The sequence below is a fragment of the Hymenobacter daecheongensis DSM 21074 genome, assembly GCF_900141805.1.
In the GTDB taxonomy this organism is placed as follows: Bacteria; Bacteroidota; Bacteroidia; order Cytophagales; family Hymenobacteraceae; genus Hymenobacter; species Hymenobacter daecheongensis.
Genome location: NZ_FQYN01000002.1, coordinates 116411 through 137419, shown reverse-complemented (window position 1 = coordinate 137419; position 21009 = coordinate 116411). Strand labels below are relative to the sequence as shown.

The 21009-nt window shown below is 61.7% G+C and carries 14 protein-coding genes; 8 read left to right on the top strand and 6 right to left on the bottom strand.

The window, feature by feature from the left end:
- The first annotated feature begins 127 nt into the window (after positions 1-127).
- Both aceB and aceA read left to right on the top strand, forming a co-directional pair.
- Complete coding sequence (gene aceB, locus BUB62_RS03505; protein ID WP_073106272.1) at positions 128-1759, top strand: malate synthase A; 1632 nt, start codon at positions 128-130, stop codon at positions 1757-1759.
- A 425-nt stretch (positions 1760-2184) separates the two neighbouring features.
- Positions 2185-3465, top strand: a complete 1281-nt coding sequence (gene aceA / locus BUB62_RS03500) for an isocitrate lyase (RefSeq protein ID WP_073106269.1) — start codon at positions 2185-2187, stop codon at positions 3463-3465.
- A 177-nt stretch (positions 3466-3642) separates the two neighbouring features.
- Here aceA and BUB62_RS03495 read toward each other — a convergent pair whose 3' ends face one another.
- Positions 3643-4812, bottom strand: coding sequence for a ribonuclease D (locus BUB62_RS03495; RefSeq protein WP_073106266.1), 1170 nt, complete (start codon positions 4810-4812; stop codon positions 3643-3645).
- Positions 4813-5113: 301 nt separating this feature from the next.
- Here BUB62_RS03495 and BUB62_RS03490 point away from each other — a divergent pair, with 301 nt between their 5' ends.
- Together BUB62_RS03490 and BUB62_RS03485 are read left to right on the top strand one after the other, a co-directional pair.
- Entirely contained in the window at positions 5114-8167 is a 3054-nt protein-coding gene (locus BUB62_RS03490; protein ID WP_073106262.1) for a SusC/RagA family TonB-linked outer membrane protein, read from the top strand.
- A 17-nt stretch (positions 8168-8184) separates the two neighbouring features.
- Positions 8185-9600 (top strand): RagB/SusD family nutrient uptake outer membrane protein, encoded by a 1416-nt coding sequence (locus BUB62_RS03485; RefSeq protein WP_084538798.1) that lies wholly within the window; start codon positions 8185-8187, stop codon positions 9598-9600.
- Positions 9601-9689: 89 nt separating this feature from the next.
- On the opposite strand, the gene BUB62_RS03480 is transcribed toward BUB62_RS03485, so the two are convergent.
- Both BUB62_RS03480 and BUB62_RS03475 read right to left on the bottom strand, forming a co-directional pair.
- Complete coding sequence (locus BUB62_RS03480; protein ID WP_073106259.1) at positions 9690-10598, bottom strand: prohibitin family protein; 909 nt, start codon at positions 10596-10598, stop codon at positions 9690-9692.
- Positions 10599-10693: 95 nt separating this feature from the next.
- Positions 10694-11173, bottom strand: a complete 480-nt coding sequence (locus BUB62_RS03475) for a hypothetical protein (protein WP_073106256.1) — start codon at positions 11171-11173, stop codon at positions 10694-10696.
- 179 nt (positions 11174-11352) lie between these two features.
- Here BUB62_RS03475 and BUB62_RS03470 point away from each other — a divergent pair, with 179 nt between their 5' ends.
- The 3 genes from BUB62_RS03470 to BUB62_RS03460 all read left to right on the top strand — a co-directional run bounded on the left by BUB62_RS03470 (position 11353) and on the right by BUB62_RS03460 (position 17579).
- Entirely contained in the window at positions 11353-11634 is a 282-nt protein-coding gene (locus BUB62_RS03470) for a hypothetical protein (RefSeq protein WP_073106253.1), read from the top strand.
- 262 nt (positions 11635-11896) lie between these two features.
- Positions 11897-14755, top strand: a complete 2859-nt coding sequence (locus BUB62_RS03465; RefSeq protein ID WP_073106251.1) for a M16 family metallopeptidase — start codon at positions 11897-11899, stop codon at positions 14753-14755.
- A 238-nt stretch (positions 14756-14993) separates the two neighbouring features.
- Positions 14994-17579 (top strand): M14 family metallopeptidase, encoded by a 2586-nt coding sequence (locus tag BUB62_RS03460; protein ID WP_073106248.1) that lies wholly within the window; start codon positions 14994-14996, stop codon positions 17577-17579.
- Positions 17580-17656: 77 nt separating this feature from the next.
- Here BUB62_RS03460 and BUB62_RS03455 read toward each other — a convergent pair whose 3' ends face one another.
- From BUB62_RS03455 to BUB62_RS03445, 3 genes are all read right to left on the bottom strand, one after another.
- Positions 17657-17977 (bottom strand): hypothetical protein, encoded by a 321-nt coding sequence (locus tag BUB62_RS03455; protein WP_073106245.1) that lies wholly within the window; start codon positions 17975-17977, stop codon positions 17657-17659.
- Positions 17978-18048: 71 nt separating this feature from the next.
- Entirely contained in the window at positions 18049-19281 is a 1233-nt protein-coding gene (locus BUB62_RS03450) for an S-adenosylmethionine:tRNA ribosyltransferase-isomerase (protein ID WP_073106242.1), read from the bottom strand.
- A gap of 71 nt (positions 19282-19352) precedes the next feature.
- A complete protein-coding gene (locus BUB62_RS03445; RefSeq protein ID WP_073106239.1) occupies positions 19353-20132 on the bottom strand; it encodes a class I SAM-dependent methyltransferase in 780 nt (259 codons plus the stop codon).
- A gap of 248 nt (positions 20133-20380) precedes the next feature.
- Between BUB62_RS03445 and BUB62_RS03440 the strand changes: the two genes are divergently transcribed.
- On the top strand, positions 20381-20935 hold the full coding sequence (locus tag BUB62_RS03440; protein ID WP_073106236.1) for a hypothetical protein: 555 nt from the start codon (positions 20381-20383) through the stop codon (positions 20933-20935).
- The last annotated feature ends 74 nt before the right edge of the window (positions 20936-21009 follow it).

The window sequence follows — 21009 nt, the reverse complement described above, 5'->3', positions numbered from 1 at the left end:
TAAACTCCGCAAATCTACTCAGATTCGAGTGTTTTTAAATTTTAGCGAATATTCGCTAGGATGATAAAATTCGCTTCAGTATGTTTGGTCATCAGCTTCCCAACCGGCCACCTAAAAACCCTGCCTTATGTCACCTTTCGCTGAGCCTGAGACCCTCGTTTCGCCGCCCACGTACCTGACGCCCGAACGGGTGAAGGTTATCGGCGCGTATTCTCCCGAATTCGCCGAAATCCTCACGCCCTCGGCCTTGGCTTTTGTGGCCGAGCTGCACCGCCGCTTCGACCACACCCGCCGCGAGTTACTGCTGCGCCGCGAGGCCCGCCAGAAGGAGTTTGAGGCCGGCAAGCTGCCCGACTTCCTGCCCGAAACCCGTATGATTCGGGAGAAGCCCTGGACCGTGGCCCCGCTGCCCGCCGACCTGCTCGACCGGCGCGTGGAAATTACCGGCCCCGTGGAGCGCAAGATGATTATCAACGCCCTGAACTCCGGGGCGAAGGTGTTCATGGCCGACCTGGAGGACTCCAACTCGCCGACCTGGGCCAACGTGATTGAAGGCCAGCGCAATCTGCGCGATGCCGTGCGCCGCACCATCTCGCTCAGCACGCCCACCAAAGAGTATAAGCTGAATGCCGAAACGGCTACGCTGATGGTGCGGCCCCGCGGTTGGCATTTGCTCGAAAAGCACGTTCTGGTGGATGGGGAGCCGATCAGCGCTTCCTTGTTCGACTTTGGTCTCTACTATTTTCACAACGTGCACGAGCTGTGCAGCCGGGGCAGCGCGCCGTATTTCTACCTGCCCAAGCTGGAAAGTCACCTCGAAGCCCGCCTCTGGAACGACGTGTTCGGGCTGGCTCAGTGGTCGTTGAAAATGCCCAAATGCACCATCAAAGCCACGGTTCTGATTGAGACGCTGCCGGCTGCCTTCGAGCTGAACGAGATTCTGTATGAGCTGCGCGAGCACAGCGCCGGCCTCAACTGTGGCCGCTGGGACTATATTTTCTCCTACATCAAGCGCCTGGGTTTGAAGCCCGAATTCACCCTGCCCGACCGCGCCCAGGTGACCATGACGGTGCCCTTCATGGCCGCCTACTCGCAGCTCGTCGTTCAGACCTGCCACCGGCGCGGCGTGCACGCCATCGGGGGCATGGCCGCCCAGATTCCGATCAAAAATAACCCCGAGGCCAACGAGCAGGCCCTGGACAAAGTGCGCCAGGACAAGCTCCGCGAAGCCAAAAACGGCCACGACGGCACCTGGGTGGCGCATCCGGGTTTGGTGCCAGTGGCACTGGAAGTGTTCAATGAGCTGATGCCCCAGCCCAACCAGATCGACAACAAGCGCGAAGACGTGCAGGTGACGGCCGAAGAGCTGGTGCGGGCGCCGGCGGGCCACATCACCGAGGAAGGCCTCAAGCTCAATATCGACGTGGCCATTCAGTACCTCGAATCGTGGCTGGGCGGCAATGGCTGCGTGCCGATTTATAACCTGATGGAAGACGCAGCCACCGCCGAAATCAGCCGGGCGCAGGTGTGGCAGTGGGTGCACACGCCCGGCACCAAGCTGCACGACGGCCGCGACGTGACGCTGGAGCTGTACCGCTCCCTAGTGCCCGGCCAGTTGGAGAAAATAAAGGCGCTGGTAGGCGAGGAGCGCTACACCAGCGGCCAGTACCTCCGCGCCGCCCGCCTCTTCGACCGCATGGTGATTAGCGAGAAGTTCATCGAATTTCTGACCGTACCGGCCTACGCCGAGCTGGAGTAGCTGGTCAGAACGAACTCCCCTCCTCAGATGAGGAGGGGACGCGGCGGCACAGCCGCCGCTGGGGTGGTTGACCCGCGTGCTGATGTTGTTTGATTGAACGACAAGCCAGCAGAACGTCATTCCGAGCGAAGCCGAGGAATCTCGCCCGCTTCGTTAGGATACTAATCAGATGACAGCACGCGAGATTCCTCGGCTTCGCTCGGAATGACGTTCTGGTTGGTCATTCTGGTTACTCGTTCTGCTGCTGTTCGTTCAACCAAACAACGACGAACCACCCTGCCCTTCGGGCACCCCTCCTTGAAAAAAGTAGGGGAACCGGTGGACCAATTTCCTTCTAAATCTCTCAAAAAAAGCCGCTTTGCAAGCCGGCCGGGCGGCGCTTTGCCTTTCCAATTCCAATTTTCAACTCCCAAACAACAAGCATCATGAAAAAGCACGAACGGATTGCCGCCATTAAGCACGACTGGGCCACCAATGCCCGCTGGAAAGGAATTGAGCGCCCCTACGCGGCCGAGGACGTGGTGAAGCTGCAGAACAGCCTCCATATCGAGTATTCCCTGGCCCGACAAGGCGCGGAGCGTTTGTGGAATTTGCTGCACTCGGAGGAGTACGTGGCGGGGCTGGGGGCGCTTACCGGCAACCAGGCAGTGCAGGAAGTGCAGGCCGGGCTGAATGCTATTTACCTCAGCGGCTGGCAGGTGGCCGCCGATGCCAACGGTGCCGGCCAGATGTACCCCGACCAGAGCCTATACCCCGTGGACAGCGTGCCGAGCGTGGTGAAGCGCATCAACAACGCCCTGCTGCGCGCCGACCAGATCCAGAACCTGAGCGGCGACGGCGACGTGCACTTTATGGTGCCCATCGTGGCCGATGCCGAGGCAGGGTTCGGGGGCAATCTGAATGCCTTTGAGCTGATGAAGATGATGATTGAGGCCGGGGCGGCCGGGGTGCATTTCGAGGATCAGCTTTCTTCGGCCAAGAAGTGCGGGCATCTGGGCGGCAAAGTGCTGGTGCCCACCCAGGAAGCCATCAACAAGCTGGTGGCCGCCCGCCTGGCCGCCGACGTGCTGAACGTGCCCACGCTGGTAGTGGCCCGCACCGATGCCGATGCCGCCGACCTGATTACCAGTGATGTAGATGAGCGTGACCAGCCCTTCGTGCTGGCCGAAGAAGGCCGCACCAGCGAAGGATTCTACCGCGTGCGGCCCGGTGTCGAGTCGTGCATTGCCCGCGGCCTGGCCTACGCGCCCTACGCCGACCTACTCTGGATGGAAACCTCGCACCCCGACCTGGGCCAGGCCCGGCAGTTCGCCGAAGCCATCCATGCGCAGTTTCCTGGCAAGCTGCTGGCCTACAACTGCTCGCCGTCGTTCAACTGGGCTTCCAAGCTGAGTGTGGAGCAGATGGAGACGTTCCGCGAGGAGCTGGCCGCGCTGGGCTTCAAGTTCCAGTTCATCACGCTGGCTGGCTTCCACGCCCTAAATACGAGCATGTTTGAGTTGGCGCTGGCCTACCGGGACCGGGGCATGGCCGGCTACTCTGAGCTGCAGGAGCGCGAGTTTGGGCTCCAGAAGCACGGTTTCAAGGCCGTGAAGCACCAGTCATTCGTGGGCACCGGCTACTTCGATGCCGTGCAGAGCGTGGTTTCGGCCGGCAAAGCCAGCACCTCGGCACTGGTGGGCAGCACCGAGGAAGCGCAATTCTAGCCCACGGATTCGCGCGGATTTTTCGGATTTCACGGATTTTGTGGACGGCGCGAATCGTAGCTAGCAAGTTCTATAACAAGAAAGGCCACCCGCTTGGGTGGCCTTTTTGCTTGAATAATCCGAACGGAATCGTCCACAAAATTCGTGAACTCCGAAAAATCCGCGCGAATCCGTGGGCTAGAAGGGCGCGGCCAGCTGGGCGTAGTCGATTTCGTGGCGCTGGCAGGCTTCCTGCAGGATGGTTTTCTGCCAGGGGCGTAGCACCTGGTCGGCGCCCAGCTCCACGATGTCGGCTACCAGGCGGTTGGAGAGCACCAGGTTGGCCACGTAGCCATTGATGTCGGTAGTGATGTGGGCTTTGAGCTGCACCAGAAACTGCTCGCGGGCATCGGCGCGGGCGGCTTTTTCGCCGCTGAGGCGGCGACGGAACGGGAAGCGGCGCTGCTCGGCCGGCGCGGCCGGCTCGGGCGTGGGCACAAAATCATCGGCCGAGAGGGCCGCCAGCTGATCGATGAACGGCGTGCGTTTCAACTCGGGGTGCAGGCCGCGGGCATTTTTCCAGTCGTTGAGGTCGCGCGGGGTATCGCGCACCAGCTCCGGCAGCCGGTCGTTGGCAAACACCATGTAGGGCGGGCGGTCGAGGTGCTTGGCCACTTGGTCGCGGAGCAGGTACAGGTCGCGGAACAGGGGCAGCTCGTCGGGCAGGATGCGGTATTTGCCCGCCATGCGCAGGTAGGGGCGCTCGTCGCGGTTGTAGCGCACCTCTTCCAGGGCGGCATTTTCCTGCTCGGCCCACTCCAGGCGGCCCAGGGCGGCCAGCTTTTCGCGCAGCTTGTCGGTCAGCTCAAACAGATACAGCACGTCGTTGGCAGCGTACACTTTCTGCGCCTCCGTGAGCGGGCGCTTCAGCCAGTTCGACTTCTGCTCGCCTTTATCCACTTCCAGCCCCACTTCGGCCTGAATCAGGCGGCCCAGGGAAATATTGTTGTCCGACTCGCCCAGCAGGGTGTACTGCACACTGGTATCGGTGATGTTGCGCACGTGCACGCCGTACAGCTCATCGAGCAGCAGAATGTCGGATTTGCAGCTGTGAAACACTTTTTCCACGGCCGGGTCGCGCAGAATCTGCCAGAGCGGCTCCAGCTCTTCGGCGGGGTTGGTGAGCGGCAGCGGGTCGATAAGGTACACGACTTTGTCGTCGTAAATCTGAATCAGGGCGAGGTTGCGGCCGTAGCGGTGGCGCATGTCGTCAAATTCCAGGTCGATGGCAATGCGGGGGGCGGAGCGCAACGCCTCGGCGGCCTGCTGCACTTCGGCGGCCGTGGTCAGGTATTGAATGATAGGCATTTAGCGAACTGGGCAAGTCGGGAGAGAGGCCGCGGGGCGGCCGGTGGCGGGCAAGGGCCAGTGGGGTAAAGGTAGGCAGGGCAAACGGGCAAAACCAATCGGCGGAAGCTCAAGCGTGGAAAGCCGAAATGAGTCGTCGCAAAATACTTCTGAAAATAGGTTGTGGAATATATACGCGTCAGGCATCAATTGAAAGTGACAAAAAAAGTACATTAGTGCTAATTGCTTGCATTTTCTGTTGCTCCGTCAGCGCCCTGGCGGGACTATTGTTCACCCAAACCGGTCTGACACGACCAAGCAAATGAGACAAAAGCTACTTTTTCTCCTCTTCTGGTGCCTGCTGCTGTCATCGGCGACAGCCTGGGCCCAAACTCAGGCCATTAGCGGCCGCATCACATCGGCTGAAGGGGCGGGGCTGCCCGGCGTAACTATTGTGGAGCGCGGCACCACCAACGGGGCCAGTAGCGGGGCCGATGGCAGCTACACGCTCAGCGTACAGCCCAATGCCACGCTGGTGGTCAGCTCCATCGGGTTCGTGAGCCAGAATGTGCCCGTGGGCGGCCGCTCGGTGGTGAACGTGACGATGGCCACCAACGAAACCCTGCTGAATGAGGCGGTGGTGGTGGGCTACGGCACGCAGTCGAAGCGCGACCTGTCGGGCTCCGTAACTCAACTCAGCACCCGCGACGTGGAAAACGTGCCCACCGTGAGCTTCGAGCAGGCCATTCAGGGCCGCACGCCGGGCGTGCAGATCAATCAGGGCTCGGGCAAGCTGGGCTCGGGCGTGCAGATCCGGGTGCGCGGCTCGTCGTCGGTCACGGCTTCCAACCAGCCGCTGTATGTTATTGATGGTATTCCGGTTACGTCGCAGGATCTGGGCTCGGCCAACGATGAGCCCATCAACCCGATGGCCGACCTGAACCCGAACGACATCGAGAGCATCACCATTCTGAAAGATGCTGCCTCGTCGGCCATTTACGGCTCCCGCGCTTCCAACGGCGTGATTCTGGTGACCACTAAAAAGGGCCGGCAGGGCCAGACGCGGGTGAACGTGGGCACCTACTTCGGCACCAGCACCGCCACGCGCAAGCGCGAATTCCTGAACGCGGCCCAATATAAGGAGCTGTTCAGTGAGGCCATTCTGAACTCGGCCAAGCGCAACGACCCCGACAACCCCGGCTACGTGTTCGATAACTACGGCGAGCAGGCCACAGTGCAGGAGGTGCTCGATGGCGAAACCGGCGACGGCACGCCCGGCAGCGGCATCATTCAGTTCAACAACAACATCGACACGCCTTGGGGCGACCTGGCCTTCCGCCGGGGCAATGTGCAGCAGTACGACTTCAACGTGAGCGGTGGCGACGTGAAAACGCGCTTCTTCATCAGCGGCACCTACAACAACCAGCAGGGCATTATCATCGGCAACCGCTACCGGCGGGGCAGCCTGCGGGCCAACCTCGACCACTCCATCACCGATAAATTGAAGGTGGGCCTGAACGTGTCGCTGATCCGCTCGGTGAATGACCGAGTGCCCGACGACAACGCTTTTTCCAACCCCGTGCAGATGAACGCCCTGCCGCCGGTGCAGCCCAAAATCGACCCTGTCACAAACCAGCTGAACCGCAATACGCTGTATTACAACGGCCTGATTGAAGTGGAAAACGCCTTCAACCGGGCCGGCAGCTACCGCTCGTTCAGTACCACCTCGCTTTCCTACGAGCCCATTGCGGGCCTCATGCTGCGCACCGAAAACGGCGTGGATTTCCTGAATCTGGGGGAGGAAATCTTCCGGGGCCGCATCACCGAAGACGGAGCCCCCACGGGCTACGGCTACAATAATCAGGTGCAGTCGGTGAATTACACTACCAACAACACGGCCACGCTGGCCCGCACCCTGGCCGAGGACCACAACCTGGAGGCGCTGGTGGGCTTCTCGTTTCAGCGCTTCAACCAGCAAGGGGCCACCACGGAAGGGCGGGGCTTCCCGAACGACCAGTTCCGCAAGATTGCCTCCGCCGCCCGTATCACCAGCGGCAACAGCAACGGCACGGGCTACACGTTCCTGTCGTATCTGGCGCGGGTCAACTACACGTTCCGCAACCGCTACCTGGCGTCGGCCAGCATCCGCACCGATGCCTCGTCGCGCTTCAGCAAAGACAACCGCTACGGCGTATTTCCGGCCGGCTCGGTGGGCTACATCATCTCCGATGACTTTTTTTCGGGCAGCACTGCCGTCAATCTGCTGAAGCTGCGGGCCAGCTACGGCCTGACGGGCAACGCCGAAATCGGCAATTTTGCTTCCCGCCGCCTATTCACGTCCATTCCGTATGCCGATGTGGCCGGCATTCAGCCCGATGGGCTGGGCAACCCCGATCTGACTTGGGAAAACACCAAGCAGGCCAATATCGGGCTGGAATTTGGCTTCCTGGACAGCCGCATTGCCGGCGAAATCGACATCTACGAGAAGCGCACCGAAGACCTGCTGCTCAACTTGCAGCTGCCCTACGTGGGCGGCTACCCCGTGGTGACGCGCAACCTGGGCAAGCTGCGCAACCGTGGCCTGGAGTTGAGCCTGAACACGCGCAACCTCGATAAGGCCGTGAAGTGGACCACCAACTTCAACATCTCCTTCAACCGCAACAAAATCACGGATCTGAACGGGCAGGAAATCATTGCCGGGGGCCGCAACCTGGGCCGCGTGCGCGTGAATGAGCCCATTGGAGTATTCTGGGGCAAGAAGTTCGCCGGGGCCGACCCGGCCAACGGCGACGCGCTCTACTTCACCGCCGATGGCGGCAAAACCAACGTCTACTCCCAGGCCGTGGACCAGCGGCTCGGCGACCCGAACCCGAAATACACGGGTGGCTTTTCCAACACTATATCTTTCAAAGGGCTAGAGCTGAGCGTGCTGAACCAGTTCGTGTACGGCAACGATATCTACAACATTGGGGGTGTGTTTCAGTCGGTGAATGGCGACTACTTCGACAACCAAACCATCGATCAGCTGGACCGCTGGCGGAAGCCCGGCGACGTGACCGACGTGCCCCAGGCCCGCTACGGCGATGCCAACGGCACCGGCCCGTCGTCGCGCTGGATTTCGGATGGGTCTTTCTTCCGCTTCAAGAATGCCACCTTGGCCTACACACTGCCCGCCGACCTGGTGAAGCGCGGCATGATGCAGTCGGCCCGGATCTACGTGACGGGGCAGAACCTGTTTACCATCACCAATTACGACGGCTATGACCCCGAGGTGAACACCACCGCCTTCGGCCGGCCCAGCTACCTGCTCGGGCACGATTTCTACACGCCGCCGCTGGCCAAAACCTGGTTGGTGGGCTTAAATCTGGGCTTTTAATCCTTATGGCTACTCGCATGAAACTTCTGACTTCCTTCTCGCGCCGCCCCCTGGCCGCGCTGGCCCTGGCTCTGCTGCTAGGCTTGATGAGCTGCGAAAAACAGCTCGACATTCAGCCCCAGCAATCGGTAGATGCCGCTACGGCCCTGGATAGCCCCGAAAAAGTGGAAAGCGCCGTTATCGGGGCCTACGCCCGCCTCGATTTGCCCCAGCTCTACGGCACCAACCTGCTGCTGCTGCCCGATCTGCTGGCCGCCGACGGCTACGTGAACTGGCAGGGCACCTTCCAGAGCTACCGCGAAGTTGCCCGCCGCACCATGACGTCCATCAACACCGAGGCCGACCGCACCTGGAACCAGGCCTACCAGACTATCAACCTGGTGAACTTGGTGCTGGACGCGGCCCCGGTGGTAACCAACAAGGACCTGCGCGACCAGCTTACGGGCGAGGTGCGCCTGATTCGGGGAATGCTCTACTTTGAGCTGGTGCGCCTATATGCGCAGCAGTATCAGGCCGGCGGGGCCAATACCCAGCCCGGCGTGCCGCTGGCCCTCACCGCCAACAAAACCGAAGCCCAGGCCGCCGTGCGCCTATCCCGCGCCTCCGTAGCCGACGTGTACAAGCAGATTTTGGACGATCTGAACGCCGCCAATGCGCTGCTGCCCGAGTCCAACGGCGTGCGCCTCGATGCCTTCGATGCCCAGGCCATGCTGGCACGGGTGTATCTGCAGCAGGGCAACTACGCCCAGGCGCTGGCCTTCGCCAACGGCGTAATTCAGGACGGCACCGCCACGCTGAACCCGTCGGTGCTGTCGGCTTTCACCAACCGCGGCAGCCGCGAGGTGCTGTTTGAGATTCAGCAAAACGACCAGAACAACGCCGGCGACAGCAACGACGGGCTAGCCACCTTCTACTCCAGCAATGCCAATGGCTTCGGCGGCCGCGGCGACGTGCAGGTGCTGACCGCCTTTGCCGGGCAGTATGGCACCACCGACCAGCGCGGAGCCCAGCCCGGTGCCGCCATCGGCAACGCCCTGATTTATACCGGCGACGGCCGCCGATCCGGGCGGCTGCGCTCGTATAAGTGGAACACATCCGGCCAGAATATCCCGATTATCCGGCTGGCCGAAATGTACCTGATCCGGGCCGAGGCCAACGTGCGGCTGGCCAGCAGCGTGGGCGTCACGCCGCTAGCCGACATCAACCGGCTGCGCACCCGGGCACAGGCCACCCCGCTGGCCGCCGTCACGCTGGCCGATGTGCTGAAGGAGCGGGAGCTGGAACTGGCATTCGAGGGCTTCCGCATCCACGACCTGCGCCGCACCGGCCGCCCCACCGGCAGTTTCGCCTTCAACGACCCGAAGCTGCTGCTGCCCATTCCGCAGTATGAAATAAACCTGGGCAACGCCCTGCCCCAAAACCCAGGGTACTAGGAGAGGAGTTGGGCTAAGATAGAAGCAAAAATGCCGCTGCACGAATGCAGCGGCATTTTTTCGGTCAATTGGGTCTTTCCAGGTCCGGCTCATTTATCCCCGATCAGCACCTGCGGGGCCGTGCCGCGGCTGCCCATGATGATGACTTTGCTGTTGGGCGAGGTAGCAATTTCCTTATTGGCCTTGATGCTTTCGTACTGCAGCAGCTTGTCGGTTATTTCCTGATTGATGATTTTCTGGTAGTCGGCGATGCCCTGGGCTTCTACGCGCTTCCGTTCGGCTTCCTGGCGTTCTTTCTGCACCACAAACTGCATTTTCTGCGCGTCCTGCTCGGCCGAAATCTTGCTTTCGATGCTGCGCTTCACTGATTGCGGCAGCTGAATATTGCGGATCAGCAGCTGCTCCAGCAGCAGGCCGCGGCTCTTAAAATCGTCGGAAATACTCTTGAAGATGCGGGCCTGAAACTCGTCACGCTTGGTCGAATACAGGGCTACGGCATCGTAATACACGGCGTTGTCGCGGATGCGGGTGCGCGTGACGGGGCGCACAATGGCATCCTGGTAGGCCTCGCCGATGGTGCTGAGCACCTTGGGCGTTTCGGTGGGCACTACGCGGTAGAGCACCGTCAGGTCGATGACCACTTCCAGGCCATCGGCGCTGAGCACCCGAATGGCATCGTCGCCGGCCTGCTGGCCCTCGTTGTGCTGCGCCGACATGGTGTAGTTCTGGGTGCGGGTGTCAAATTCGGTCACTTCCACCAGCGGGTTCACCACGTTCAGGCCGCTGGTCAGAATGCGGGGCTGCACCTTGCCAAACAGCGTCTGCACGCCCACCTCGCCCGCCCCGATCTGCACTACCGTGCTCAGGGCCAGCCCCAGCCCGATAAGCACCACGCCGCCGAACAGCAGCCCGCCGCGAAACTGCTCGAAGCGGTAGGAGATTTTAGCGGCATTAAAGCCCAGAATGAGCAATACGATACCAAGAAAAACGAGCGTCATAACTCAAAGAAGAAAGTAAACTACAGGGCCCGATGGTCGGGCCGGGCGGCAATGCGGGCAAGGTACACGTTTGCCCCGCATGTTGGAGCGCCACGCTAGTCTTCGTCGTCCTCGTCGTCATTTTGGCTGAAATCCAGCTCGCCGGCCAGGGCCAGGGCTTCCCGCAGCACCTCATCCATCAGCGGGCGCGTGTCGGCATCGAGGGTGCGCTCAAACAGGTTGAGTAGCTGCTCGCCGTCCTCGTTCACGTAGAGGTTGGTGTAAAGCTTCTCAAACAGCTTCGCGTCGCGGGTGATGGTGGCATCAATATCGGCCACTGATTTGGCGTTGAGGGCTTTGAGCAGTACTTCGGCTACCTGGCGGCTTTCGTCATGGTCGCCCAGGTCGGCCAGCAGCTTGAGCAGGCTCATGGCCACACCCAGCCGCACCCGCTCGAAGCGGAAGGCAATATCAGGGGCAGGGGCCCGCTCGAAAGCGGTGTAGGCCGTGCGGTTCGGCTCCGTCAGGAAGCGGGCCGCGTCGGCTTCAGTAGGGAAGGCTAAGCGCAAAAGCTGTTCGTAGGCGTGGGTGCTCATATAGAGTGGAAAAAGCGAGCGGTAGCAAAAAGCCGGCTCCGACGTAAAAATTAGGGGCTATGCGTAGCCGCGTGAAACCCGGCAGGCCAAAGGTACGATTGGAAGGGAAGGCCCGGCCACATCGGCCCGAATTCGGCCCGCCGGCTGCCGACCTTCTTCTCACCCAACCTCCTGCTGCTATGACGCACAAGAAAAAATGGCTCCTGTTTGCCCCCGCCGGGCTCGTCACGATTGGCTTTGGTGCCTGCCTCATTCAGTGGGCCAGCCAGCTGAAAGAACACAAAGCCCCCACCGGCGAATGGGTAGCCGCGGGCACGGCGGCCCTGGCAGTGTTCAATGCTGGCGTGAGCCTGTTTGGGCGGGGCGTGGTAGAAAAAGTGCTGCATGAGGTGCGTGAAAAAGCCCCAACTGCGCAATACGAGGCCCCACGCGAGGCGCATGATGCTGAGCTGCTGGGCTAAAACGCACTCTAAATATGTGGATTGCTGCCGGTGCGGCCCCGTGGGGCAATATAATGGTAGCCGGAGAGCCACAACAAGCGTCTGAAGCCCCGGCGGGGCGGCACTTTCGGGCAACGAACTGTGCCGCTCCGCCGGGGCTTTGCCTACTTTTTGCCAGTCGTTTCTACTGATATGTCGCCCCGCCGGGGCTCACCGTCGGCAATTTGCAACTTAGGTTAGCTACTATTGCCTTTCGTATTCAAACCAGTCCCCGCGCTTTAATATGACACTGAATTTTACCCGACTTCCGGCGGTGCTGCTCGCCGTTGCCTGCTGCACCCTTACGGCCCCCGCTGCCCACGCCCAGAAGAAAACTCCGGTGGCCGCGGCCCGTTCCTTTTCCTTGCCCTACGAAAAGTTTGTGCTGGAAAACGGCCTGGAGGTGGTGCTGCACGAAGACCACTCCGACCCCATCGTGGCCGTGGCCACCATCGTGCACGTGGGCTCGAATCGCGAGAAGCCCGGCAAAACCGGCTTTGCCCACTTCTTCGAGCATATGTCGTTCAACGACTCGGAAAATGCCCCGGTGGGGGCCAACCGCAAGCTGATTGAGGAATGGGGCGGGCAGCGCAACGGCAGCACCTGGAACGACGGAACTCAGTACTTCGAAGTGGTGCCCAAAGATGCCTTCGACAAAATCATGTGGATCGACTCCGACCGGCTCGGTTACATGATCAAGACCGTGACGGCCGAGGCCCTGGCCCGCGAGATTCAGGTGGTGAAAAACGAGAAGCGCCAGAACTACGACAACGTGCCCTACGGCTTCACCAACGAGGTGCTGCGCAAAAACCTGTACCCCGCCGACCACCCCTACAACTGGACGGTAATTGGCTCGCTGCCCGATCTGCAGGCCGCCAGCCTGGCCGACGTGCAGGAGTTTTACCGCCAGTATTACGGTCCCAACAACGCGACGCTGGTCATTGCCGGCGACATCAACCTGGCCGAAACCAAGGCCAAGGTGCAGCGCTGGTTCGGCGAAATAAAGAAAGGGCCGGAAGTGAAGCCCCTGGCTCCGCGGCCCGCCGGCCTGACCCAAACCAAATCATTGTATCTGGAAGACAACTTCGCCCGCCTGCCCCAGCTGCAGCTGGTGTTTCCCAGCATCCAGCAGTATCACCGCGACACTTACGCCCTGGAGGTGCTGAGCGAGCTGCTGACCGGCAACCGCAACTCGCCCCTGTACAAGGTGATTGTGGAAGAGCAGAAGCTGGCCCCCAATGTGGGCAGCTACCAGTACAGCAGCGAGCTAGCCGGCGAGTTCATCCTGCAGGTGCGGGCCAATCCGAATACCAGCCTGCAGCAGGTGCACAGCGCCATTCAGGAGGGCCTGAAGCGCTTCGAAACCCAGGGCTTTTCCGATACTGAGCTGCAGCGCATCCGGGCCAAAATCGAAACCAACCTGTACGCCGGCGTCGAGTCGGTGCTGAGCAAGGCCCTGCAGATGGGCCGCGACAACGAGTTTGCCGGCGACCCGGCCTACCTCACCAAGGCCGCGAAGCTGGCCCAGGCCGTGACCCGCGCCGACGTAATGCGGGTGTATAACCAGTACCTGAAGGACAAGCCCTACGTGATGACCAGCGTGGTGCCCAAAGGCCAGCAGAGCCTGGTAGTGCAGGGCGCGCAGCTGGCCACGGTATACCAGGAAAAAGTGGTAGCCGGGGTGCAGAACGAGGACGTAGGCCAGGGCCAGGAGGCCGTATTTGAGAAAACGGTGACTAAAAACGACCGGTCGGAGCCGCCTTTCCTCGAAACCCCGCTGTTCAAAGTGCCGCCCATCTGGACCTCCTCTTTGGCTAACGGCCTGAAGGTGTACGGCATCGACAACCGCGAAATTCCGCTCGTTTCGTTCGACGTCACCATTCCCGGCGGCCACTCCCTCGACCCGCTCAGCAAAGCCGGCACGGCCTCCCTGCTGGCCCAGATGCTGATGCAGGGCACGGCGCAGAAAACCCCGGCCCAACTGGAAGAAGCCATTGACTTGCTGGGGGCCACGATTTCGGTGAGCAGTACCAACGAGGAAATTCGGGTGCAGGCCCGCTGCCTGGCCCGCAACTTCGCGCCCACGCTGGCCCTAGTGCAGGAAATCCTGCTGCAGCCCCGTTGGGATGCCACCGAGTTTGCCCGCCTGAAACGCTCGTTGGCCACCAACCTGAAAGGGCTGGAAGCCAATCCGTCGGCCGTGGCCAGCCAGAATTTCTCCAAGCTGCTCTACGGCCCGAACCACATCCTGAGCCTGCCCGTCAGCGGCACGCTGGAAACCACCGCCGGCATCACCCTAGACGATCTGAAGGCCTACTATAATTCAGTCATCTCGCCTTCCGGGGCCGCAGTGCACGTGGTGGGCGCTATCGACCAGAACACGGTGGCGGCCGCGCTGAAACCGCTGGAAACCAGCTGGGCCGCCAAAGCCGTGCCCATGCCGAAGCAGACCATCCCGGCCCAAACCCTGGGTGGCAACGTCTATTTCATCGACGTGCCCGATGCCAAGCAGTCGGTGCTCTACATCGGCAAGCTGGCCCTGGCCGGCACCGACCCCGACCTGAGCAAGGCCACGTTTGCCAACGCCGTGCTGGGCAGCGGGGCCAGTGGCCGCCTCACCCAGCTGCTGCGCATCCAGAAAGGCTACACCTACGGCGCGGGTTCTTCGGTGCAGGAGCTGCGGGAAATGGCTCCCTTCATCGTCTCGACCAGCGTGCGGGCCAATGCCACCGGGGCCTCACTCCAGCTCATCCGCCAGCTGCTCACCGACTACGGCCCCACATTCAGCCAGACCGACGTGGACATCGCCAAAAGCAAGATTCTGAAAGGCAACACGCTGGTCTACGAAAGTCAGGGCGCGAAGCTGGGCATCCTGCGCCGCATCAGCAAGTTCAACAAGCCGCCAAAGTTTATCGAAGACGAGCAGCAACAGCTCATGCAGATGGGCGTGGCCGACTTCAAAGCCACAATCGGCAAGTACATGCAGGAAAAGGAGTTGGTGTACGTGGTGGTGGGTGATAAAGCCACGCAGTATGAGGAGGTGAAGAAATTTGCCAACGGCAACGTCACGCTGCTGGATGCCACAGGAAAACCGGTAAAGTAGCCGGCGGGCCAACCCACGACAAAAGCGGCTCCCGTCCGGGGAGTCGCTCTTTTTTTGTACACTTATTCTATGACCCCTACCTGGGGCCGTCACATTGAGTGCGCCGGGCCACAAAACGGATTTTCGCGCCTGCTTCTCTGCTATTCCACCGAATGGCTGCGTTCCCTAGGTCGGTTGGCATAAACCGTGTTCTTTTGGCAGCCGGTTGATTGTTTCTCCCACGCTCTTCTACCTCCCTATGACGAACTTTTTCCGCTTATGGCGGGCCGTCCGCCCCGTGCGGCTAGCCGCATTCCTGTTGCTGCTGCCGCTGCTGTGGCCCCGCTTCGGCAGCGCCCAGCCCACGGCCGCCGGCTCGCTGCTCACGCCTGGTCAGTTTCTGGGCTATCCGCTCGGCAGTCGCTTCACGCCCCACGCCCAGCTGCTGCGCTACGTGGAGCACGTGGCCCAAAACGCCGGCGGCCGGATGCGCGTGCAGCCCTACGGCAGCACCTACGAAGGCCGCCCGCTGGAAGTGGTGCAGATCGGCACACCCGAAAACCTGACCCGGCTGGATGATATCCGGCGCAACAACTTGCGCCTGGCGGGGCTCGAAAGTGGGGCCGTGCAGGGCCAGCAGCCGGCGGTGGTGTGGCTCAGCTATAATATTCACGGTAATGAAGCCGTGTCGTCGGAGGCGGTGATGGAGGTGCTGTATGACCTGGCCAACCCGCAGAACGAGCCGGCCCGGCAGTGGCTGCAAAACGTGGTGCTGCTCATTGACCCCTGCGTGAACCCCGACGGGCACGAGCGCTACGTGCAGTGGTACGGCCGCGTCCGCAACCAGCAGCCCAACGCCTCGCCCTACGCCTGGGAGCACTACGAGCCCTGGCCCGGCGGCCGCTTCAATCACTATTTCTTCGATCTGAACCGCGACTGGGCCTGGCAGACCCAGCAGGAAAGTAAGGCCCGGCTGGCCCTCTACAACCAGTGGCTGCCCCAGGTGCACGCCGATTTTCACGAGATGAGCCTCGACGACCCGTACTATTTCTCCCCGGCGGCCAAGCCGTTTCACGAGGATATTACGCCCTGGCAGCGCAATTTTCAGAACATCATCGGCGACTACAACCGCCGGGTGTTCGACAAAAACAACTGGCTGTATTTCACCCGCGAAACTTACGATCTGTTCTACCCCAGCTACGGCGACACGTACCCGTCGTTCAACGGGGCCATCGGCATGACCTACGAGCAGGGCGGCTCGGGCCGCGCCGGCGTGCGGGTGGCCAAAGCCGACGGCGACACGCTCACGCTCCGCCAGCGCATCGACCACCACCACGCCGCCAGCCTGGCCACCATTCAGGCCGCCGCTGACCGCCGCCCAGAGCTGGTGCGCGAGTTTGAGCAATATTTCACCACGGCCCGCACCAAGCCCCGCGGACCGTATAAAACCTTCGTGCTGGCCGGCTCCGGCGACCCCGGCCAGCTGCGCGCCTTCACCCAGTACCTCGACCGCCAGCAGATCCGCTACGGCTACGCGCCGCGCCGCCAGCGCACCAGCGGCTTCAGCTACGCCTCCGGCAAAAACGAAAACGTGCAGATTGAGGCTCAGGACCTGGTGGTAAGCATGTATCAGCCCAAATCGACGCTGGTGAAAGTGCTGTTTGAGCCCCAGTCGCGGGTCGAAGACTCGCTGACCTACGACATCACGGCCTGGGCCCTGCCGTATGCTTTCGGCCTGAAAGCCTACGCCCTGCGCGACCGGCTGGAAGCCGACCCGAAAGCCGCCGCCAAACCCGCCGTAACGGGCCCTTCGGCCGCCGAAACGCCCTACGCCTACGTGGCCCGCTGGAGCAGCCTGCAGGATCTGCGCTTCTTGAGCCGCCTGCTGCAGCAACGCGTGAAGGTGCGCGTGGCCCAGCGCGAGTTTGAGGCCGAAGGCCAGAAATACCAGCCCGGCACGCTGGTCATCACCCGCACCGGCAACGAAAGCCTGGGCCCCCGCTTCGACCAACTGGTGCGGGCCCAGGCCGATTCGGCCGGGGTGCTGGTGCGGGCCGTGCAGTCGGGCTTTTCTACCACCGGGGCCGATCTGGGCTCGGGCTACGTGCGCTACGTGAGCCGCCCGAATGTGGCCGTGGTGGCTGGCGAAGGGGTTTCGCCCACGGCGTTTGGCGAGGTGTGGCACTTTTTCGAGCAGCAAATCGGCTACCCTGTCACGGTGCTGGGAGCTGATTATCTGCGCAACGTGCCCTTACAGAAGTTCGACGTACTTATTCTGCCTGATGGCGACTACGCCGACATTTATTCTGAGAAAAGTCTGGAAAACCTGAAAGCCTGGGTGCGCGGCGGTGGCAAGCTGATTGCCCTGGAAGGCGCGGCCAGCTTTCTGGCCAATAAAAAAGACTTTCTGCTCCGGACCAAACCCACCGACACCACCGCTGCCAAGCGTGCCAGCCCCTACCGTCTGCTGCGCCGCTACGCCGATGCCGAGCGCGCCCCCATCGACGACCGGGTGCAGGGCAGCGTCTACCGCGTGCAGCTCGACAACTCGCACCCGCTGGCCTTCGGCTACGGCAGCACCTATTTCGCCCTGGTGCGCGACACGCTCAACTACCGCTTTCTGAGTAAGGGCGGCTGGAACGTGGGCGTACTCAAGCGCGACGCCTACGCCGCCGGTTTCGCCGGCCGCGACGCCCGCCGCAAGCTCACCGATACTTTCGTGCTGGGCAGCCAGGAAATGGGCCGCGGGCAGGTGGTGTATCTGGCCGATAATCCGCTGTTCCGGGGTTTCTGGCAGGGCGGCAAGCTGCTGTTTGGCAATGCGCTGTTTTTCGTGGGGCAATAAACCAGCAAATCATCCGCATAAAGAAAGCCCCGCCAATCTACATCGGCGGGGCTTTCTTTATGCGGAGGGTGCAGCAGCTAGTCCACCACGTCTACCGCGGTGTTTTTCACGGCTTTGGCACCTTTTTTCACGGCATGGCCGGTTTTGTTGGCGCCTTTTTTCACTACGTGGCCGGTTTTGGCGGCCCCTCTTTTCACCGCCTGACCGGTTTTCTGGCCGGCGTATTTCGTGCCTTCTTTGGCATCATGTACTACCTCACCCGCCTCGGTGGGGCCGGTGCGGGTTTCCGTCTTCACGGTGCCGTTCGACCGAACTTTCGTTTCGGTCTTCATGGGCTCCTGGGCAAATGCGGCGGTCGAGAAAGCTGCAAACGTGAGCAGCAAAAATGCTTTTTTCATGATCTGAGGGAAAGGTTAAGGGAAAACCTGGTCCTTATACGCGGCCCAGCAGATAGGTTCTACTTGCTCGCTCAGGGTAGCAGCAGGGAAGAGTCGCCGTAGCTCAGGAAGCGGTAGTCGTGGGCCAGGGCGTGGTCGTACACGCGCCGCCAGTCGGGCCCAATGAGAGCCGATACCAGCAGCAACAGCGTGCTTTCGGGCTGGTGAAAATTGGTGATGAGCCCCTGCGCCACCCGAAACCGGTAGCCTGGCGCAATGAGCAGCTGGGTGGTGGCGTGCAGCGCATCGGCGCCGGTTTGCGCCAGATAGTCCAGCACGGCCTGCAGCGCCGCGGCCGTACTCACTTCCGGCCCGGTTTCGTAGGGCTGCCACTGGCTTACGTGCAGCGTTTCCTCGGTTGCTGCCGGGTTCTGGGCCAGCTTCGCGCCCAGCCAATACAGACTTTCCAGGGTGCGCAGGCTGGTGGTGCCCACGGCCAGCACGGGCCGGGGCGCGTGAGCCAGCAGCTGCCGCACCACGGCCGTCGTCACCACAAACGGCTCACCGTGCATAGCGTGGCCAGCCATCTGGTTGGCTTTCACGGGCTGGAAGGTGCCCGCGCCCACGTGCAGCGTCACGCGGGCCTCCGTGATGCCGCGCCGGGTCAGGTCGGCCAGTACGGCCTCGGAGAAGTGCAGGCCGGCGGTGGGGGCCGCCACGGCACCTTCGTGAGCCGCGTACACGGTCTGGTAGCGCACGGCATCGGCGGCGGTGTCGGTGCGGTTCAGGTAGGGCGGCAGGGGCAGGTGGCCGGCCCCGCGCAGCACTTCGGCGAAGGGCAGCGCGGCCGGCTCCCAGCTGAACCGAATGAGCGAGTAGCCCTCGGCCGCTTCCAGCCGCTCGGCCGTGAGCGTGGCCGGTTGGTCTTCGGCCATGAATTCCAGCGTCACCGGGCCGGTTTTCCACCGCTTGCCGTTGCCCACCAGGCATTTCCAAACGCAACTGCCGGTTTGCTGCATAGCTGGCTCAATGGCGCGGTGCGGAGCCACCGGCTCCAGGCAAAACAGCTCGATAAGGCCGCCCGTGGGCTTCTGGCAAAACAGCCGCGCCCGCACCACTTTCGTGTCATTGAACACCAGCAGCGCATCGGGAGGCAGCACTTGGGGCAACTGCGCAAAGCGCTGATCGGTGATAGTGCCGCCCCGGTACACCAGCAGCCGCGACTGGTCGCGGTCGGGGAGGGGCTCGGGGGCAATGCGCTCGGGTGGGAGCTGGTAGGTGAAATCGTGAATGGAGAGCTGGCGCGGGTCGGGGAAGGCTGACATAGGCCGCAAAGGTAAGCGCCCGGCCCCGTGCTTACTACGGCGCCGGGCGCGGCTTATCAGCGGAAAGCCGATTATTTGGCCCGCTTAAAGAACAGCAGGTGCTGCTGGGGCAGGCTTTCCACGCTTTCCACAAACTCCAGCCCCACGGCCGCCATTTCCTTGCGCGCCTGCTCCACGCTCATCTTATGAATGCGCTTGATGGGCACTTTGGGGTCCTCGGCGCGGTATTCGACCAGCGCCACGCGGCCCGTGGGCGTGAGAGAGGCACGCACGGCCCGCATCATCTCGCGCGGGTGGTCGAACTCGTGGTACGCATCCACGATAAGCACCAGATCCACGCTTTTGGCGGGCAGATTTGGGTTTTGCACCGTGCCCAGCACCGGCTCCACATTAGTGATTTTCGCGCGGTCCTTGCTCGCTTTCAGCGCGGCAATCATTTCGGGCTGAATATCCACAGCCAGCACCCTCCCTTTAGGCACCAAAGGGCTGATGCGGAAGGTGAAATAGCCGGTGCCCGCGCCCAAATCGGCTACCACGTCGGTGGGTTTGAGCTTCAGTTCGCGCAGCAGAATGTCGGTGCCTTCTTCCTGCTGCCGGCCGCTGCGCTCCAGCCAGTCGGCTCCTTCGTGGCCCATCACGTGCGCAATCTGGCGGCCCAGGTAGTAGCGGCTGATGCCGTTAGGATCGGCGGGCGGCCGCGACTCGTAGCCGGTGGTGTCGGGCGGCATGCGGCGGCGCTGCTCGGCCAGCGTAGCGGCCGTGCTTTCAGCAGGCGGCTGCGTGCAAGCGGTGTGGAACAGCAAAATTCCGGGCACCAGGAGCCGGGAAGCAACGGAACGGGCAAGGATCATAGGCACAGGGCAAATAAACTGTGTTTTAACCAACATCCGGACACCCCGAAGCGTTCGGCTCCCGCTCAGTGCCGCAGCAGGGCAGGGTTTTTTATATAGTATTTGTTCATTATAAATACTATGTTGCTTAGCTACTTGGCGCTATTGAGCGGGCATTGTCGGTGCATGGAATTAGCAAAAAATGCTGCTTTTTTTGATTTCGTTCCGTAAAATGCGCTTCATTGAACTCATCCCAAACCCCAACACCCATGAAACACTTGTCCGGAATCCTGAACAAGCTGACGGCCGTTGCTGCCGTTGTCGTTGCCCTGAGTAGCTGCAGCCGCGGTGAGTACGCCATGTTGCCCAAAACCACGCCTTACCATGGCACAACCCGCTCGGTAGCAGTAGCGCCGGAGGTAGCGCCCGTGGCAGCCGAAACCACCGCTCCGGCGCCTACAACGACCACAAACGCGGTAGTAGCGGTAGCAGCGCCCGCTGCTGCTCCGGCCCAGCGTGCTACCCCTACGGTAGCTGCTCCTGCTGCCCCCAAAGCAGCCGCCGCTCCGAAACTGAATCTGGTGCAGCGCGCGGCGGTAGCCAGTGTACTGAACAAAGCGAATAAGCTCGCCAGCAAATCAACGCTCACCAAGAAGGAAACTGCGGCTGCCTCAAAACTGAGCAGCAATATCCGCACGGGCATCATTCTGTTGCTGGTGGGTGCCCTGCTGGGCATTTTTGGTGGCATCATTGGCCTGCTGGGAGCCATCATTGCCGTCATCGGCGTTATCCTTATCGTGCTGGGCCTGCTCGACGAAGTATAAAGCAGACCACAACTCAACAGCAAGCCCCACCTGACTTTTCAGGTGGGGCTTGCTGTTTGTAGGTTATTGACAAA

What these genes read in the sequence shown, in the direction of transcription:
- aceB (WP_073106272.1), top strand. Translation starts at nt 128, where the DNA reads ATGTCACCTTTCGCTGAGCCTGAGACCCTCGTTTCGCCGCCCACGTAC.
- aceA (WP_073106269.1), top strand. Translation starts at nt 2,185, where the DNA reads ATGAAAAAGCACGAACGGATTGCCGCCATTAAGCACGACTGGGCCACC.
- BUB62_RS03495 (WP_073106266.1), bottom strand. Translation starts at nt 4,812, where the DNA reads ATGCCTATCATTCAATACCTGACCACGGCCGCCGAAGTGCAGCAGGCC.
- BUB62_RS03490 (WP_073106262.1), top strand. Translation starts at nt 5,114, where the DNA reads ATGAGACAAAAGCTACTTTTTCTCCTCTTCTGGTGCCTGCTGCTGTCA.
- BUB62_RS03485 (WP_084538798.1), top strand. Translation starts at nt 8,185, where the DNA reads ATGAAACTTCTGACTTCCTTCTCGCGCCGCCCCCTGGCCGCGCTGGCC.
- BUB62_RS03480 (WP_073106259.1), bottom strand. Translation starts at nt 10,598, where the DNA reads ATGACGCTCGTTTTTCTTGGTATCGTATTGCTCATTCTGGGCTTTAAT.
- BUB62_RS03475 (WP_073106256.1), bottom strand. Translation starts at nt 11,173, where the DNA reads ATGAGCACCCACGCCTACGAACAGCTTTTGCGCTTAGCCTTCCCTACT.
- BUB62_RS03470 (WP_073106253.1), top strand. Translation starts at nt 11,353, where the DNA reads ATGACGCACAAGAAAAAATGGCTCCTGTTTGCCCCCGCCGGGCTCGTC.
- BUB62_RS03465 (WP_073106251.1), top strand. Translation starts at nt 11,897, where the DNA reads ATGACACTGAATTTTACCCGACTTCCGGCGGTGCTGCTCGCCGTTGCC.
- BUB62_RS03460 (WP_073106248.1), top strand. Translation starts at nt 14,994, where the DNA reads ATGACGAACTTTTTCCGCTTATGGCGGGCCGTCCGCCCCGTGCGGCTA.
- BUB62_RS03455 (WP_073106245.1), bottom strand. Translation starts at nt 17,977, where the DNA reads ATGAAAAAAGCATTTTTGCTGCTCACGTTTGCAGCTTTCTCGACCGCC.
- BUB62_RS03450 (WP_073106242.1), bottom strand. Translation starts at nt 19,281, where the DNA reads ATGTCAGCCTTCCCCGACCCGCGCCAGCTCTCCATTCACGATTTCACC.
- BUB62_RS03445 (WP_073106239.1), bottom strand. Translation starts at nt 20,132, where the DNA reads ATGATCCTTGCCCGTTCCGTTGCTTCCCGGCTCCTGGTGCCCGGAATT.
- BUB62_RS03440 (WP_073106236.1), top strand. Translation starts at nt 20,381, where the DNA reads ATGAAACACTTGTCCGGAATCCTGAACAAGCTGACGGCCGTTGCTGCC.